15 protein-coding genes are annotated in these 15418 nt (G+C 66.2%); 7 read left to right on the top strand and 8 right to left on the bottom strand.

What is annotated here, in order from left to right:
* The first annotated feature begins 44 nt into the window (after positions 1-44).
* From BN973_RS25020 to BN973_RS25000, 5 genes are all read left to right on the top strand, one after another.
* Positions 45-230: an antitoxin gene (locus BN973_RS25020; protein WP_036471409.1), complete on the top strand. Its 186-nt coding sequence runs from the start codon at positions 45-47 to the stop codon at positions 228-230.
* A 3-nt stretch (positions 231-233) separates the two neighbouring features.
* Positions 234-707: a type II toxin-antitoxin system Rv0910 family toxin gene (locus BN973_RS25015; RefSeq protein ID WP_036471408.1), complete on the top strand. Its 474-nt coding sequence runs from the start codon at positions 234-236 to the stop codon at positions 705-707.
* 4 nt (positions 708-711) lie between these two features.
* Entirely contained in the window at positions 712-1929 is a 1218-nt protein-coding gene (locus tag BN973_RS25010; RefSeq protein ID WP_232232147.1) for an SAM-dependent methyltransferase, read from the top strand.
* A 71-nt stretch (positions 1930-2000) separates the two neighbouring features.
* Positions 2001-2774, top strand: coding sequence for a VOC family protein (locus BN973_RS25005; protein WP_036471407.1), 774 nt, complete (start codon positions 2001-2003; stop codon positions 2772-2774).
* Positions 2775-2840: 66 nt separating this feature from the next.
* Complete coding sequence (locus tag BN973_RS25000) at positions 2841-3275, top strand: hypothetical protein (protein WP_036471406.1); 435 nt, start codon at positions 2841-2843, stop codon at positions 3273-3275.
* A gap of 4 nt (positions 3276-3279) precedes the next feature.
* Here the strand turns inward: BN973_RS25000 and BN973_RS24995 are convergent, their stop codons facing one another.
* The 5 genes from BN973_RS24995 to BN973_RS24975 form a co-directional block, all read right to left on the bottom strand.
* Positions 3280-3774: a VOC family protein gene (locus tag BN973_RS24995; RefSeq protein WP_036473040.1), complete on the bottom strand. Its 495-nt coding sequence runs from the start codon at positions 3772-3774 to the stop codon at positions 3280-3282.
* Between the two features lie 37 nt (positions 3775-3811).
* A complete protein-coding gene (locus tag BN973_RS24990; RefSeq protein WP_036471405.1) occupies positions 3812-5326 on the bottom strand; it encodes a carotenoid oxygenase family protein in 1515 nt (504 codons plus the stop codon).
* Between the two features lies 1 nt (position 5327).
* Positions 5328-6560: an acetyl-CoA acetyltransferase gene (locus tag BN973_RS24985; RefSeq protein ID WP_036471404.1), complete on the bottom strand. Its 1233-nt coding sequence runs from the start codon at positions 6558-6560 to the stop codon at positions 5328-5330.
* 145 nt (positions 6561-6705) lie between these two features.
* The gene (locus BN973_RS24980) at positions 6706-7983 is read right to left on the bottom strand and encodes a PPE family protein (protein WP_139830024.1); all 1278 of its coding nucleotides are present in this window, start codon (positions 7981-7983) and stop codon (positions 6706-6708) included.
* Between the two features lie 402 nt (positions 7984-8385).
* The gene (locus BN973_RS24975; protein WP_232232145.1) at positions 8386-9801 is read right to left on the bottom strand and encodes an MFS transporter; all 1416 of its coding nucleotides are present in this window, start codon (positions 9799-9801) and stop codon (positions 8386-8388) included.
* 436 nt (positions 9802-10237) lie between these two features.
* On the opposite strand from BN973_RS24975, the gene BN973_RS24970 reads away from it, so the two are divergent.
* The gene (locus tag BN973_RS24970) at positions 10238-11725 is read left to right on the top strand and encodes a DUF4185 domain-containing protein (RefSeq protein WP_232232144.1); all 1488 of its coding nucleotides are present in this window, start codon (positions 10238-10240) and stop codon (positions 11723-11725) included.
* Positions 11726-11733: 8 nt separating this feature from the next.
* On the opposite strand, the gene BN973_RS24965 is transcribed toward BN973_RS24970, so the two are convergent.
* The 3 genes from BN973_RS24965 to BN973_RS31200 form a co-directional block, all read right to left on the bottom strand.
* Positions 11734-12402, bottom strand: a complete 669-nt coding sequence (locus BN973_RS24965) for a response regulator transcription factor (RefSeq protein ID WP_036471403.1) — start codon at positions 12400-12402, stop codon at positions 11734-11736.
* Complete coding sequence (locus BN973_RS24960; RefSeq protein ID WP_036471402.1) at positions 12399-13622, bottom strand: sensor histidine kinase; 1224 nt, start codon at positions 13620-13622, stop codon at positions 12399-12401. Before BN973_RS24960 ends, BN973_RS24965 begins: the two co-directional genes overlap by 4 nt.
* A gap of 85 nt (positions 13623-13707) precedes the next feature.
* Complete coding sequence (locus tag BN973_RS31200) at positions 13708-13887, bottom strand: hypothetical protein (protein WP_139830023.1); 180 nt, start codon at positions 13885-13887, stop codon at positions 13708-13710.
* 383 nt (positions 13888-14270) lie between these two features.
* Between BN973_RS31200 and BN973_RS24950 the strand changes: the two genes are divergently transcribed.
* Positions 14271-15353: a GGDEF domain-containing protein gene (locus BN973_RS24950; RefSeq protein ID WP_232232143.1), complete on the top strand. Its 1083-nt coding sequence runs from the start codon at positions 14271-14273 to the stop codon at positions 15351-15353.
* Positions 15354-15418: the final 65 nt, after the last annotated feature.

The raw sequence follows: 15418 nt of genomic DNA, 5'->3' as shown, positions 1-15418 counted from the left end.
AGGATCCCCGGCGGCCCCGGGGATGCGCGGGGAAGGGACAGCAAATGGGATTCCTGGATAAGGCAAAGGATCTGTTGGCGCAGAACGCCGACAAGGTCGATACCGCGGTCGACAAGGCCGGCGAGTTCGTCGACGACAAGACCCAGGGCAAGTACTCCGACACCATCCACAAGGTGGCCGACGAGGCCAAGAAGGCCGCCGGGTCGCTGGCTCAGGACGACCAGAACTAGCGCATGGCGAAACTCTCCGGATCCATCGACGTACCCCTGTCGCCAGAGCAGGCCTGGAAGCACGCCTCCGACCTGTCCCGCTATAAGGACTGGCTGAGCATCCACCGGGTGTGGCGCAGCCAGCTGCCCGACGACCTGCAAAAGGGCACGGTCATCGAATCGATCGTCGAGGTCAAGGGCATGCTCAACCGCATCAAGTGGACGATCGTGCATTACAAGCCGCCGGAGGCCATGACGCTCAACGGTGACGGCGTCGGCGGCGTCAAGGTCAAGCTGATCGCAAAGGTCAAGCCGAAGGACGACGGATCGGTGGTCAGCTTCGATGTGCACCTCGGTGGCCCCGCGCTGTTCGGGCCGATCGGCATGATCGTGGCCGCCGCACTGCGAAGCGACATCAACGAATCCCTGGAAAGATTCGTCACCGTGTTCACCGCTCCTGATCCAGGCCGCAACGGACATGGTGGCGCCGGCCGCTGACCGTTTGGCAGATCTGCTTCGAACCACCGCGGGTGTCGAACTGCCGGTTCGGCTGCGCGCCTGGGACGGCAGCGAGGCGGGGCCCCCGGACGGCCCGGTCCTGGTGGTCCGCTCCCGTCGCGCGCTGCGCCGATTGCTGTGGCGCCCAGGCGAAATCGGCCTGGCACGCGCCTACGTGACCGGCGATATCGACGTGCAGGGGGACCTGGCCGACGGTCTGCGGCGGGCCTGGCGGCTGGCGCGAGAACGCCCGGCGGTCTCGATCTCGCCGGGCGGCAGGGTGGTGGCGACACTGCGCGCGGCGCGACTGGGGGCGCTCGGGCCGCCGCCACGAACCCCCGCCAGCGAGGCGCGGCCGTCCGGTCGGCTGCACAGCCGCCGGCGCGACCGGGCCGTGATCGCCCATCACTACGACCTGTCCAACGACTTCTACCGACTGCTGCTCGACGACCACATGGCCTACTCGGCGGCGTATTTCACCGATGCGGGTCAATCGCTGCATGACGCGCAGACCGCGAAGCTGGATCTGATCTGTCACAAGCTCGGCCTGCAACCGGGCATGCGGCTGCTGGACGTGGGGTGCGGCTGGGGATCACTGATCCTGCACGCGGTGTACAACTACGGCGTGCGCGCGACCGGGATCACGCTGTCGGGCCAGCAGCGGGAGTTCATCGAAGCCCGCGCAGCCGAGCGGGGTCTGTCCGACAGCGTCGAGGTGCGGCTGCAGGATTACCGCGATTTCGGCAACGACCCCGCGTCGGCCGGCGTATTCGATGCCGTCGGCTCGGTCGAGATGGGCGAACACGTCGGCGAGCAGTGGTATCCGGCCTACGTGCGGATCCTCGGCCGCGCCCTGCGACCCGGCTGCAAGCTGTTGCTGCAGCAGATGTCGCGGCGCGCCGACGCGGCACCGGGCGGGGGAGCGTTCATCGAGGCCTACATCGCCCCGGACATGCACATGCGACCGCTCTGGCAGACGCTGCGCTACCTGCAGGACGGTGACTTCGAGATCGCCTCCGTACAAGCGATGCGCGAGCACTACGCCCGCACCGCCGCGTGCTGGATCGCGACGCTGGACGGGCGTTTCGACGAATTCGTGGCACTGCTGGGCGAAGAAGTCGCCCGGGTGTGGCGGTTGTACCTGACCGGAGGCATGCTGGCCTTCGAGGAAGGCCGGATGGGCGTGGATCAGATCCTGGCCGTGAAACCCGCGCGCCGATGAGTTTTCGGCGTGGCACCGGTCGAAGTGTGTGAGCCCCGCACCGGGGCGAGGACACCGACAGGAGAATCATCGTGCCCATTCGTGACGGCGCCCCGCTGGGCGCACCCTGCTGGATCGATTTGACGACGTCGGAGCTCGACGCTGCCCAGGACTTCTACGGCACGGTCTTCGGCTGGACGTTCGAGTCCGCCGGACCCGACTACGGCGGATACGTCAACGTCGCCAAGGACGGTCACCGCGTGGCCGGCATGATGGCCAACCGGCCGGAGTTCGGTTCGCCGGACAACTGGACGACGTACTTTCACACCGCCGATATCAACGCGACGACGGCCGCGGCGCGCGCCGCGGGCGGCACTGTGTGCGTCGAGCCGATGGAAATCCCCGCCAAGGGGTTTATGGGCCTCGCGACCGACCCGTCGGGGGGATTGCTCGGCTTCTGGCAGCCGCTGGAGCACCGCGGTTTCGAGATGATCGGCGAGGCCGGCGCACCGGTCTGGCATCAACTGACCAGCCGCGATTACCGCGCCGCCATCGAGTTCTATCGCGAACTGTTCGGGTGGCGGACCGAGCAGGTCGGCGATAGTGACGAATTCCGTTACACCACAGCATGGTTCGGCGATCAGCAATTACTCGGTGTGATGGACGGCGCGAGCTTCCTGCCCGAGGGTGTGCCGTCGCAGTGGTCCATCTTCTTCGGTGCCGAGGACGTCGACAAGACGCTGCAGCTGATCACCGAGAACGGCGGAGCCGTGCTGCGGGGAGCCGAGGACACGCCGTATGGCCGGCTGGCCGCGGCCTCCGACCCCACCGGCGTCATCTTCAACTTGTCCTCGCTGCACCGGTGACGATCCCTGGCCATCCCGCGCGTGGCGCTCGGGCAGCCGATTCGGCGCCCTATTAAGGTCGCACCCATGACCCGCCGCCTGCGCCCCGGATGGCTGGTGGCGTTGTTTGCCCTGGTCGTTTCGGCCAGTGCCTGGATGCCATGGCTGACGACGTCGGTCGAGGGCGGCGGTTGGGCGAGCGCGATCGGCGGCAAACACGGCAGCCTGCAGCTTCCGCCGGGATTCGGCGCGGGCCAGCTCATCGTCCTGCTGTCCTCGGCATTGCTGGTGGCCGGGGCGATGGTGGCCCGCGGCCTGTCGGTGCGGATTGCTTCGATTGCCGCGCTGGTGATTTCGCTGCTCATCGTGGCTCTGGTGGTGTGGTACTACCACCTCAACGTCAACCCGCCGGTGTCCGCGGAATACGGGCTTTATGTCGGCGGCATCGCCGCCGTCGGCGCGGTCGTGTGTTCGATAGCGTCGCTGACCGCCGCCGTCGTCGCCGGTCGCTCCCGCCGGTGAGCCCTCAGCCCGACGGGAAGTCGTGTTTGCCCGAAATCGAACTATTGCCGGGCTCGTTGACTCCGAAGACAAAGGGCGCGAACACAACCTCGCGGCCGTCGGGGTCGCGATAGGTGACCGCGCCCGTCGCCGCCCAGTACGGGTGCTGCTGCACCTCTTCGACTCCCGCCTGCCGCAGGCGCGCGATCGCGGCCCGCTGGGACTGCTCGTCCGGAAAGTACAGGCACAGCTGCTCGTGCTGGTCGACCGCGACGTCGCCGTCGGGGGCTTGAACGATCTCCATGGTCAGGTTCCAGCTGGGCAGACCGAAAATCGCGCCGTTGCTGCCATAGCTGGCTTCGAACGTCTCAAACAGCGGCAGACCCACCAGCTCGCGGTAAAACCGTACGGTCTCTTCGAAGTTCGACGACCTGCGAGCGAAGCGGATGGCGCCGATCGAGGCCATCCGCATGGGCCAGTGTGTGGTCCGGCGGGACTTTTCAGAGTTCTTGGAGTTCATGGCCACCCTATGATGACGGATTACCGGTGCGGGGCGTTCAAAGGCGCACGGCGGCGGCTGCCGACTCGGCGGTGTCCCAGCGCCGCAACTGGGCACCGGGCGCCCACGTCGAATGCGTGCCGCTCGAAATACGTTCCGGTAGCGCAAGTTTGCACACCGGCCCGTCGCCGACGCGGGCAGCGTCGAACACCACACAGTAGGAGGCGTCGGTGTTCATGTCGGTGGTCAGCGTGACCAGGTAGCCGTCGTCCTCACCGGCGGCGCCCACCCGCGGCGCCATCGCGGTCTCACTGCCGTAGACGCCGTCGCCGAACGAGATGCGTTCCTGGCCCCCGGTCAGCAGGTCGTGTTTGACCAGCCCGTCGAACAAAAACCAGCCCGGCTTGCCGGTGGCGGCGTACGTGTACCGGTAGCTGCCGCCCGCATGGTCGGGGTTGATCGTTCCGAACTCCGTGATCGAGTCCGACAACCGCTGCTCCTGCACCGCGCCGGTGACCAGGTTGAACCGCCACCGGTGCAGCCGGGCCTGCAGGCGGTCCAGCGCGAGGAAGCGAAACAGCTTGTCCCACTTCGTTCCTCCGGTGTCGAGCGGCTGGGGATCGCTTTCGAAGAAACCGTCCAGCACGATCTCGTCGCCCTCCTCGTAGGCGTTGGTGAAATGCAGCACGAACGTCGGGTCCGCCTCGAACCACTTTATGTCGGCGGTCGATCCGCGGCGCGGGATAACCGCGAAGCGTGACGGAATGTCGGGGTAGAAGCGGGGCAGATGCACATCGTGTTCGAGCAGCCGCGGATCCCAGAACAACGGGAAATCGTTGAGGATGGCGTAGTTTTCGGTAAACGCCATGTCATGGGGCAGCCGCGGGCCGGGCAGCGGAATGTCGACATAGTGGGCCAGCTCGTTGTCCTCGTCGACGACGCCGTAGCGCAGGTACGGATCCTGTTTGCTGTAGCTGAAGAACAGCAGCTCTCCGGTCCTGTTGTCCACCTTCGGGTGCGCGGACACGCCCCAGTCCCGGGGGAAGCGCCCGTTCCAGGTTTCCTTGCCCAGGGTGTTGGCCGAATACGGGTCGATCCGGTACAGATCGCCGCACTGGTAGAAGCTGGTCAGCGCGATGCCGCGGTGCACGATGACGTCGGTGCTCGACGCGTCCTTCATGCGCGTGCGTGCGCCCCAGCCGTCTTCGCGCTGGGCCAACTGCACCGGTTCGGCCAGGCCCGGCCACAGCGGCGCGCCGGCGTCGTTCTCGGCCAGAAAGCCGTCGGTGCGGATAAAGCGGTTGCGGTAGAAGGCTTTTCCGTGCCGGAAGCCGACGATGTGCACCATGCCGTCACCGTCGAACGGGTGATAGGTCTTGAATGCCGGATGCAGCGGGTTCTCGGTGTTGCGCAGGTAGATGCCGTCGAGGTCGTGAGGGATTTCCCCCTCCACCGCAACCAGGTCGTCGGCGTCCCACTCGGTGGTCTGGGGGTGCCACGGGCCGGTCCGGTACGGGTGGTCGTCGTCTTCGGGCAGGGTCGACAGGAACTTGCCAACGATCTCGACATCCATGTCATGCGCCTTTGGTCGTGCCCACGACGAAACTTACCGTCGTGGCGGTGCTGCCGCCGAAGTTCAGCGTCCCGAAGGCCTTTGCGCCCTCGACCTGATAATCACCGGCGGCGCCGCCGACCTGTTTGGCCGCGTCCAGCAGCATTCGCACCCCCGAGGCCCCGACCGGGTGCCCACCGCCGATCAGCCCGCCGCTGGGGTTGATCGGGAGCCGGCCGCCGATTTCGATCTCCCCGTTCTCGATGGCCTTCCACGACTCGCCCGGACCGGTCAGCCCGATGTGGTCGATGGCGAGGTATTCGCTGGGCGTGAAGCAGTCGTGCACTTCGAACCCGTCGATGTCGTCCAGGGAGACCTGCGCGCGCCGCAGCGCGTCCAGCACCGCCGATCGCACATGGGGCAGGACGTAAGGATCCCCGTTGTTTTGCGAGGCGGACCGGTCCAGCTTCTGCTGCAGACCCAGCCCGACCGTGCGGTGGCCCCACCCGTCGATGCGGCCGATCGGGCGCGCGTCGGGATGGTCGCGCAGGTAGGCGTCGTTGACCAGGACCAAACCCGCACCGCCGTCGGTCATTTGGCTGCAGTCGTAGCGGCGCAGCCGGCCTTCGGTGATCGGGTTGGTCGTGTCGTCGGCCGTGATCGGGTCGGGAACGGTCCACCCGCGGGTCTGGGCGTTGGGGTTGCGCCGGGCGTTGGCGAAGTTGAGCTGCGCGATGGCCCGCAGGTGGGCGTCGTCCAGGCCATAGCGCCGGTCGTACTCGTCGGCAACCTGGGCGAACATCGACGGCCACAGGTAGCGCGCGTCGGCGCCCTCGTGTCCGGTCCACGCGGCGGCGCCCAGATAGACGGCGGCGACGTCGCCGGGCACCGGTTTCTCCAGCTCGATCCCGATGACGAGCGCGGTGTCGTAGGCGCCGGAGCGTAGATCGGCGATCGCCGACAGTGCCGCGACGCTGCCGGACGCGCACGCGGCCTCGTGCCGGGAAGCGGGGGTGTCCCAGAGCCCGTCACACACCGTGGCGGGCATGGCGCCGAGGTGCCCCTGGCTGGCGAACATCTCGCCGAAGGCATTCGCGACGTGGACCACTCCGATGTCGGTGGCGTCGACTTTTGCCGCAGCGAGGGTGCCGTCGACAACCTCGGCGGTCAACGCCGCGAAGTCGCGGTTCTCCTTCGTCAGGTTGCGGGCGAAATCGCTTTGGTAGCCACCGAGAATCCAGACTCCGTCGTCCATAGCTGTACGCTACTACCAGCGGTGCGCCCGATGAGGAATTCCACGATGTCGGCCCGCCCGGTGTCCGATTGACGCCACCGTAATGCCGACCGCGACTAGCGGGACCGGGTGTCCGACTTCGCAATTCGGCTGCCGACGGGATACCTCAGAGCGGCCCGGCCCCGGGGGGCGGCGGCTTCTGTATTACCACCACAGTGGGTTTGCGTTCCTCCGCCGCGGGGGCGGCGGCGTCGGTCTTGGTGCGGGTGCCGTTGCCGTTGCCGGCACCGCGTGCGGCCCAATTCGCCAGTGCCATCGCGCTGAGCAGGCTTGCCGCGTTACCGTCCAGCAGCGTCGGGTCCGTGACGGGACTAACGGTGGGCAGCGCTGCTGCGGCAAGTTGTATCTCCGGGGCGGCCGTGGTCCAGCCGTGCGGCACCGACAACGATCCCACCATGCTCGCGTGGCCGACGCCTGCGTAGACCGGCGTGGTGCTTCCCCCCGGGCCCATTGCTCGCAGCGCGTCCGTCGTCGAATTCACCGCATTGCCTTGAGTCGGACTCACACCGCCACCGTCAGGATTGCCGGTGCCTATGCCAGTGCCGCTGACGGACTGCCACGGTCGGGTGGTGTTGGTGATCGCCATGGCGAGACTGCCGGTTGCGGTGCAGGCGATGTAGAGGGCGACGGCATCCAAATCGCCTATCGGGGTTGAGATTTGCAGAGCGGAGGCGGCCGCTTGAGGGGCGATGTTCGACGCCTGAGTTACCGATGCCAGCGGATCCGAAGGTGTCGACATCGCAGCTACGCCGTCTACCACGGAACCGGGAAACATCTCCGTTACCGTCTCTGCGTTTGTTCCGGTCGCATCGGCTGCGGCTCGGGCGACTGCCGCGGCTTGGGCCGCGGGGCCACCCGGGTTGGTGCTTTGCGTCGGTTGGGTGAACGGCGTCAGTTCCGACGCGGCGGCGGACATCCCCGCATACCCGTACATTGCGACGGCGTCCTGTGCCCACATCTCGGCGTACTCGGCCTGCAGGGCTTCGATCGCCGCGGTGTTCTGACCCAGGATGTTCGTCGCGACCAGCATCATCAATTGGCTGCGGTTCGCGGCGATCAGCGGCGGCGGCACCGTCATCGCAAACGCCGACTCGAACGCCGCCGCGGCTGTCCTGGCCTGTATGGCCGTTTGCCCCGCTAGCGCCGCGGCACCGGCCAGCCAGCTCACGTACGCAGCGGCCGCGGCCGCCATTGCCGATGCCGCGGGACCCACCCACGGCTCGACGATCAGGCCCGAGACCACCCGCCCGTACGCATCCGCGGCGAAACTCAATTCGGTAGCCAAGCCATCCCAGGCGGCCGCCGCGGCTAACATCGAATCGGCGCCCGGACCTGCATATATCCGACCCGAATTGACGTCGGGAGGCAACATCCCGAAATCCACCGCAGCAATCTCCTTAGCTGATCACGATCCGGGTCTCGCCTTCGATCGACTGTCAGGTACGGGAAACCGAATGTGGCCAAGTGCTGTGACTGGGAAGCTCGATTGCCCGCCAGGGCACTCGGTAGCTGCACAGTAGTTGCTCGGTTGCGGGCGTAGGCGCGGTTTGACTGCGATTGACACCAGATGTTTGGAGAATCTGCCCCGGAAATGGCGGACCCGTCGGCTCTCGGGCTGAACCGACGGGACCTAGATGGGCGCGTAGGCCGGCCGACGCGCCCACCCTGTTGGGGCATTACCATCCTCACCGCCCGGCAAACATCGCGAATTAACTAGTGTCAAGTTCGCTGAGATCGCTCTGACCTGTGTGAACGAGGGTTCTTCCTGCTCAGCGGCGCATTGGGCCTAGACGGTGCCCCCGACAAGTTCGGTGGGTTCGGGTCCATCCGGAGGCTGCGTGGACCCCTCCCGCGCATTGTGATAATCGGCGAGATCAACATCGGCCAGGTCGATGCCCCTGGTCTCGCGGGCGGCCACGGCGGCGACCGCGCTCACCGCGGCGGCGGCGGCCAGGTACCAGGCGATGGGCACCGCCGATTTGTAGGTCTCGAGCAGTCGAACGGCGATGATCGGCGCGAGCGACCCGGCCACGATCGAGGTGACCTGGTATCCGAGCGACACCCCCGAATACCGCATCCGGGTCGGAAACATCTCGGCCATCGCGGACGGCTGAACCGCGTACATCACGCCGTGGAACACCAGGCCGATGACGACCGCGGACATGATGATCGCGTTGCGGCCGCTGTTCATCATCGGGAAGGCGAAGAACCCCCAGGTGGCGGTCGCGACAGCACCGGCGAAATAGACTGGGCGCCTGCCGAATCGGTCGCTGAGATGGCCGAAAAAGGGAATGACCGCGAAATGCGCGGCGTGCGCGATCAACAGCCACCACAAGATGGCTTTGGTGTTCGCGTGGACATGCACCTTCAGATATGTGATCGAGAAGGTGACCACCAGGTAGTACATGATGTTTTCGCCCACCCGCAGTCCCATGGCGGTGAAAATGCCGCGCGGATAACGCTTTATCACTTCCAGGACACCGGCCCGAGTCGATTTGGCGCGCTCCGCCTGTCGCTGCGCTTCGAGGAAGATCGGGGCGTCGGTGACCTTGGTGCGGATGTAGTAGCCGATCAGGACGACGATGGCGGACAACCAGAAGGCCACCCGCCAGCCCCAGCTGAGGAATTCCGCGTCGGTCAGGGTCGAGGTCAGGACCAGCAGCACCGCGGTGGCCAGCATGTTCCCGCCCGGTACGCCCGCCTGTGGCCAACTGGCCCAGAATCCGCGGCTGGCGTTCGGGCTGTGCTCGGCGACCAGCAGAACCGCCCCGCCCCACTCCCCGCCGACGGCGAAGCCCTGGATGAATCGCAACGTCACCAGCAGCGCCGGGGCCCAGTATCCGATCTGAGCGAACGTCGGCAGACAACCCATTCCGAAGGTGGAGGCGCCGACCAGCAGCAGGCTCAGCTGCAGCAGCTTCTTGCGTCCGTAACGATCCCCGAGCTGGCCGAAGACGATGCCGCCCAAGGGCCGCGCGGCGAAGCCGACCGCGTAGGTCACGAAGGCGGCGAAAACGGCGTCGAGGTCGTTGCCTCCTTTGGCGAAAAAGACCTTTCCGAACACCAGGGTGGCTGCGGTGCCGTAGAGAAAGAACTCGTACCATTCGACGACGGTGCCGGCCATCGAGGCGGCCACCACGCGGTTAAGGTATGCGCGTCCGGGCCCGAATCGTCTGGGCTGCAACCCATTAGCTGTGCTCACCGCTCGCCCTCCTTGGCGGACCGCCCACCCACTCGGGAGGCCGGACCGCGTCCCTGCGGATCACCGGGATGATGGATGTGCTGCGGATGGGAGCGTACCGGGTCCGGCCTGGCAACGCCGGTTGTCCCCGGCCCGTTGGCCGCGCGCCTGAAGGATCGCGGGTACGCCGGTGGGTTTCGGTAGCGCCGGGGGCCGGATGGCGGCGCGACCGCCGGGGTCGAGGACCGGCAGCGGGGGCCCGGGGTGATGCATGTAGCAAATCCACCTGGGAATCGCTTGAAACCTGGGTTTCGACACGGTCACGGATGCATACCTATTAGCTGCCGGCTGGTCACATATGCCCCGTGAATCACTATCGTCACATGAGCCAACTGCGTACGTCAATGTGGCGTCTCGCTTCTGGAAGGGTGTGACTTTGTCGGGGATTCTTCGGACCATGTCGCTAGCGCTGGTGCCGGTGGCCGCAATCGCATACATCGTTGCGGCGGGCCCTGCGCCGTCAGCAAACGCCACACCCTGCGGGGCGCCCGAGGCCAACGTCGAACCTCCCGCCGCGCCGCCGGCCATGCCCGCGCCTCAGCCGGTCGTCCAACCGCCGACCGGGCGACGGCCGTCGCACGCGAATGACCAGGCGCCGCTGCCCAAGTTGGGCCCGCTGATCTCTTCGTTCCTCAAGCCGACTACCGGCGCCGGCCAGCGCTACTCGGCTCCGATGGTTCCGCAGGCCGGTGTCGTGCCGCCGCCGGCGCCGAACCCGCCCGTGCCGGGGTTGCCGCAGTCGCCGAATGTGACCCCGCTGCGGCCGAATGCGGCTCCCCCGGGTCCGCAGCCGGCGCCCCAGCCGGCGCCCGAGGCGGCACCGCCACCTCCCGCCCAGATCGCGGGAGCGCCGACCTCGCTGGTCGACTGGGTCACCGGACCGAACGGCCCGAACAAGACCCTGCAACGTTTCGGCATTTCTGGGACGGACCTTGGAATCATTTGGGACAACGGCGATCCCGCAAACCGCCAGGCCTTGATGGCCTTCGGTGACACCTTCGGCTACTGCAAGGTCCGCGGCCAGCAATGGCGGTACAACGTGCTGTTCCGCAGTAACGACCATGATCTGTCGCACGGAATCCACATCGCCGACGGTGTGCCCAACAACAACTACTCTGGTTCCCCGGTGTGGACCAACGGCCTGTCCAAGCAGGTGGTCAACACCATCCACAAGGCAAGGCACGAAACCGGAATCATCCCGACGTCGGGCATATCACTGGGCCGGACGCAGTACATGAGCTACATGTCGATCCGGCAATGGGGTCGTGACGGCGAATGGTCGACGAACTATTCGGCCATCGCGAGATCCAATGACAACGGCCAGAACTGGGGGATCTTCCCAAGTTCGATCCGGACGGCCGCACCCGATACCGTGCCCGGCGCCGGGTTCACCCCGGGCAATGAGAACTTCCAAATGGGTGCGTTCATGAAGGGGCAGGACGGCTACATCTACAACTTCGGAACGCCGTCGGGACGTGGCGGTGCGGCGTACCTGTCGCGCGTTGCGCCGAGTCAGCTTCCCGACTTGAGCAAGTACCAGTACTGGAACGGCGACAACGGCGGCCACTGGATCCCGGCCAATCCTGGTGCGGCGACGCCGCTTTGGCCCGGGCCGGTCGGCGAGATGTCGGCCCAGTACAACAGCTACCTGAAGCAATATCTGGTGCTGTACACCAACGGCGGCAGCAACGACGTCGTGGCGCGGACAGCGCCGACGCCGCAGGGGCCATGGAGCGCAGAGCAGCCGCTCGTCTCGTCGTTCTCGATGCCAGGCGGCATCTACGCGCCGATGATCCACCCCTGGTCGTCGGGCCGGGACCTGTACTTCAACCTGTCGCTGTGGTCGGCGTACGACGTGATGCTGATGCACACGGTGTTACCGTAGTCGCATCCTCAGGACGGGGCGATGATGCGGTGCTCGTAGGCGAAGACGATCGCGGCGGCGCGGTCACGCAACCCGAGCTTGGTGAAGATGCGACCGATGTGCGTTTTCACTGTGAGACCGGAGATGAACAGCTCGTCGGCGATCTCAGCGTTGGTGTGCCCCTTGGCGATCAGGGTGAGCACATCGCGTTCCCGCGGCGTGAGCTCGTCGATCGAGACGGCGGGGACCGCGCGCGGTGCAGCGGTGGTGCGATAGGTCGTCAGTACCCGCCCGGTGACGGCAGGGTCGAGGTAGCTGTTGCCGCTGCCAACGGCCCGGACGGCGCGGATGAGTTCCTCGGCCGGCGAGTCCTTGAGCACGAAACCCGCGGCGCCGGCGCGTAATACACCGGATAGCAGTTCGTCGTCGTTGAACGTGGTCAGCGCAAGCACCGGTGGCCCGCCGCTTTCGGTCAGCCGCCGGGTTGCCTCGATCCCGTCCACGCGTTTCATGCGCAGGTCCATGACCACGACGTCGGGCTGATGTCGCGCCACGGCATCGGGAACCTCGTCGCCGTCCGAACATTCGCCGACCACGACGATGCCGTGCTTGGCGCGCAGGATCAGCGACAGGCCGGATCTGACCAGCTCCTGATCGTCGACGATCAGCGCATTCACCAGGGATTCGTCGTCGTTCACGAGGCTTGCACCCGGGCCGACGGGTCGGATTCGTGGGCGCCCGACGGCACGCTGGCATACACCGACCACCCGTCCCTTCTCGGGCCGAAACTAATTGTGCCGCCTAGTAATTCGATGCGTTGTGTCATACCCTGCAACCCGCGCCCGGGCGTCACCGTCCACTCGTGATGCGCGGCAGGGAGATCGTTGACCACGCTGAGCGTCGCTGAGTTTCGCGAGGCGGTGAGGGTGATCCGGGCCGCCGCATCGGGCGCGTGCTTGGCGACGTTGGCCAGTGACTCCTGGGCGATCCGGTACAACGCCAGTCCCGCGGCCGCGGAAACGTCGTCGAAGGATCCACTGGCCCCGAAGCTGACGTTGAGCCCCGCGCGGCTGAAATCCTCGACCAGAGTGGGGATATCGGTGATCGCGGGTTCTGGGGTGAGTGCCGTGGTTTCGGCATCGAGTAGTCCGACGGTGCGCCGAATGTCGGCCATCGCCTGTCGCCCAAGGTGTTCGGCGCGCTGCAGGGCGCGAACAGAGTCCTCGTCGACGCCGTCGTGCTCGAGCGCGTGGCGCGCGCCGGTCAGGTGCAGCAAGGTGACGCTGAGCGAATGCGCGATCACGTCGTGTACTTCCCGGGCGATGCGCCGGCGTTCATCGGCGGCCGCGTGCTGGGCCAGCTGGTCCTGCATCTGGCCCTGCTTGGTGAGCAGGTCTTGCTGAGTGCGCATGAGATAGCCGACGAGCCAGCCGATTGCGACGAAAGCCAGGTACAGCGCCGGGGTGTTCAGGCGGTGCATGGCCGCCGCGTACCCCAACAGGGCGGCCGCGGAAGCAGCGGCGAGGGCGCCGCCGCGCGCGGAGGTGATGGCGCTGACCATGCCGACGGTCAGCGTCAGCATCAGCGGAGCGAAATCGCCGGTGATCGCGGTGGGAGTGGCGAACAGCAGGATCGCGGTCCCCACCATGAACGCCGCCCACAGCGTGAGTCCCTCGTGCCGGTCGGCGACGCTGCTGAGATCGAAGGTGAAGAACACGATCTCGGGGCTGAACGCGATCACCATCGCGATCACCACGATCGGCCACTCGGAAGCAGGGCGCTGTAGGGCCGCGATGGTGCCTACCACGACCATCATCGCGTCGAAACCGGCCACGACGGTCATGCTGAAGCCGTAGGGCAGCAACTGTTCTTTTCGCCGCGCCCAGGCTTGCACCCGGCGCTTCAGTGCGTCCGGCATGGCCTGATCGTAAAGGGCGCGAGGCTGGTTGACATCACCCCGGGGCAGGCAATGATGTCCTACCCCGGTAGTACATCCCATCTCGTCAGAGTCTGTACATCTCGCGAGACATCGCCGCATCCTCGATGAAGGCCTCGCGACGCGGGTGGTGATAGCGCTGCCGGGGTTCGCTGCGCGGCGCCCGGGTCCGGAATGCGCTGCGGACGGCCGCGGCGCTGCCCGCGACCAAGTCCGCCAATAGCCGGCCGATACTGTTGCGTGGCAAGGGAAATGATCCGACGCCGACCTCTGCTGAGTTTGCGGGGAGGGCAACCCCGGCGAACCAGCCGGTAACCAATGCGCGTTCGACGGGGGCCGAACGCCGCCACACTGCGCCGATGTCAGCCATCGGATTGCGCTTCGTGTTGTGCCATGAATCGACGCTACGAATTTCGGCCGTCGATGCGCATCGTGCTCGGGTTCGATCTTGATCTGCGACCGTAGTAGGAGCCGCGCCGCTGGTCGTCTACGACTGCCGTATCACGGAATTCGAAAGTTCCAGCTCTGGCCCCTTTTTCCCCGCCGACTACCCCGGGTGGCAGTTTTTTTGGACTTCCGTAGAATAGTGCCGGTATTGTCCCGGCCCGCGGGCCCCGAATGGGCATCTCGATGGTGAAACAATCGGATCATTACGACCTGCTCAGTGCCTATCTAAAGAACCGCGGCCTGCAAATCGTCTGGCAACGATCAAATTTCCTTGCGATCGTCGCGCAGTCCGCGCTGCCGACAATCATGCTGTGGAGTCCGACCGGACCCACCCAGCCGGCCCTGCGGGCGATTTCGGTCGCGATGTCGGCATTGGGGCTTGTCGCCGCGACGCTGTGGTTGATCCATTGGCCCACCCGACGCGAGTCGATCCTCTTTGCGCTTTCGGCGATGACGGCCATAGCCGTCGCGTCCCTGTGTTTATCCAATCCCTATACCGGTCTGATGGGATGCACGGTTTTCGCCATTCTCGGTGGTTTCATCGCGTACTTCCATTCGGTTCGTCTGGTGCTCACCAACTTCTTCGTGGCCGCGATCTGCGCGGCGATCCTGGTGCATCGATACATCGCCGCCGGCGGCGACGTCGCCCTGATCAGTGCCGGGCTGATCAGCGTTGCGGTGCTCAATCTCGGTGTGCCCTTTGGCATTCTGTCGCTGATGCACACGCTGCGAAACGACCTTCGCAGTACCGATCGCGATTCACTCACCGGCCTGCACAACCGGCGCTCGTTCTACAACGCGGTGTCTGAGCTGATGGCATTGCACGGCCGGCCCGCGGGCGCCTATCTGGTGACCGTGGTGATCGACCTGGACAACTTCAAACAGATCAACGACACCCAGGGTCATGCCGTCGGCGATCAGGCGTTGGTGGCCGTCGGCTCCGCGCTCGAGCAGAACTGCCGGCCCGCGGCGGTGATCGCACGCATCGGCGGTGAGGAATTCGTCGTGGTCGACACCGCCGCCACGCCACAGCACGCGACGATGACCGAACGGCTCCGCCAAGCGATCGCCGACATCCCGTTCCCGATCACCGGCAGCATCGGGACGTCGGCCATCGCGCTCACTGAGCTTCCCGCGATACCCGACATGCAGGTCGTCGATGACCTGATCAGCATCGCCGATGCCGCGATGTATGAGGCCAAACGGGCCGGGGGCAATAGGGTCTGTCACCGTGCCGAGCTGATGCCGGGCGCGGCGCGCCGGTGAACCGGCCAACTTTTTCTACGCGGATGCTGTATTTCCTTGCGCAGCAGCGGTATGCGCCCGTCGTC

This window comes from Mycobacterium triplex (assembly GCF_000689255.1).
Lineage (GTDB): Bacteria > Actinomycetota > Actinomycetes > Mycobacteriales > Mycobacteriaceae > Mycobacterium > Mycobacterium triplex.
This window is presented reverse-complemented; position numbering and strand designations above follow the sequence as displayed.

Bases quoted from the DNA above. Each gene is read 5' to 3' on its own strand.
- BN973_RS25015 (WP_036471408.1), top strand. From the start codon at position 234: ATGGCGAAACTCTCCGGATCCATCGACGTACCCCTGTCGCCAGAGCAG.
- BN973_RS24990 (WP_036471405.1), bottom strand. From the start codon at position 5,326: ATGGATGTCGAGATCGTTGGCAAGTTCCTGTCGACCCTGCCCGAAGAC.
- BN973_RS24950 (WP_232232143.1), top strand. From the start codon at position 14,271: ATGGTGAAACAATCGGATCATTACGACCTGCTCAGTGCCTATCTAAAG.
- BN973_RS24970 (WP_232232144.1), top strand. From the start codon at position 10,238: ATGTCGCTAGCGCTGGTGCCGGTGGCCGCAATCGCATACATCGTTGCG.
- BN973_RS25000 (WP_036471406.1), top strand. From the start codon at position 2,841: ATGACCCGCCGCCTGCGCCCCGGATGGCTGGTGGCGTTGTTTGCCCTG.
- BN973_RS24995 (WP_036473040.1), bottom strand. From the start codon at position 3,774: ATGAACTCCAAGAACTCTGAAAAGTCCCGCCGGACCACACACTGGCCC.
- BN973_RS25020 (WP_036471409.1), top strand. From the start codon at position 45: ATGGGATTCCTGGATAAGGCAAAGGATCTGTTGGCGCAGAACGCCGAC.
- BN973_RS24985 (WP_036471404.1), bottom strand. From the start codon at position 6,560: ATGGACGACGGAGTCTGGATTCTCGGTGGCTACCAAAGCGATTTCGCC.
- BN973_RS24960 (WP_036471402.1), bottom strand. From the start codon at position 13,622: ATGCCGGACGCACTGAAGCGCCGGGTGCAAGCCTGGGCGCGGCGAAAA.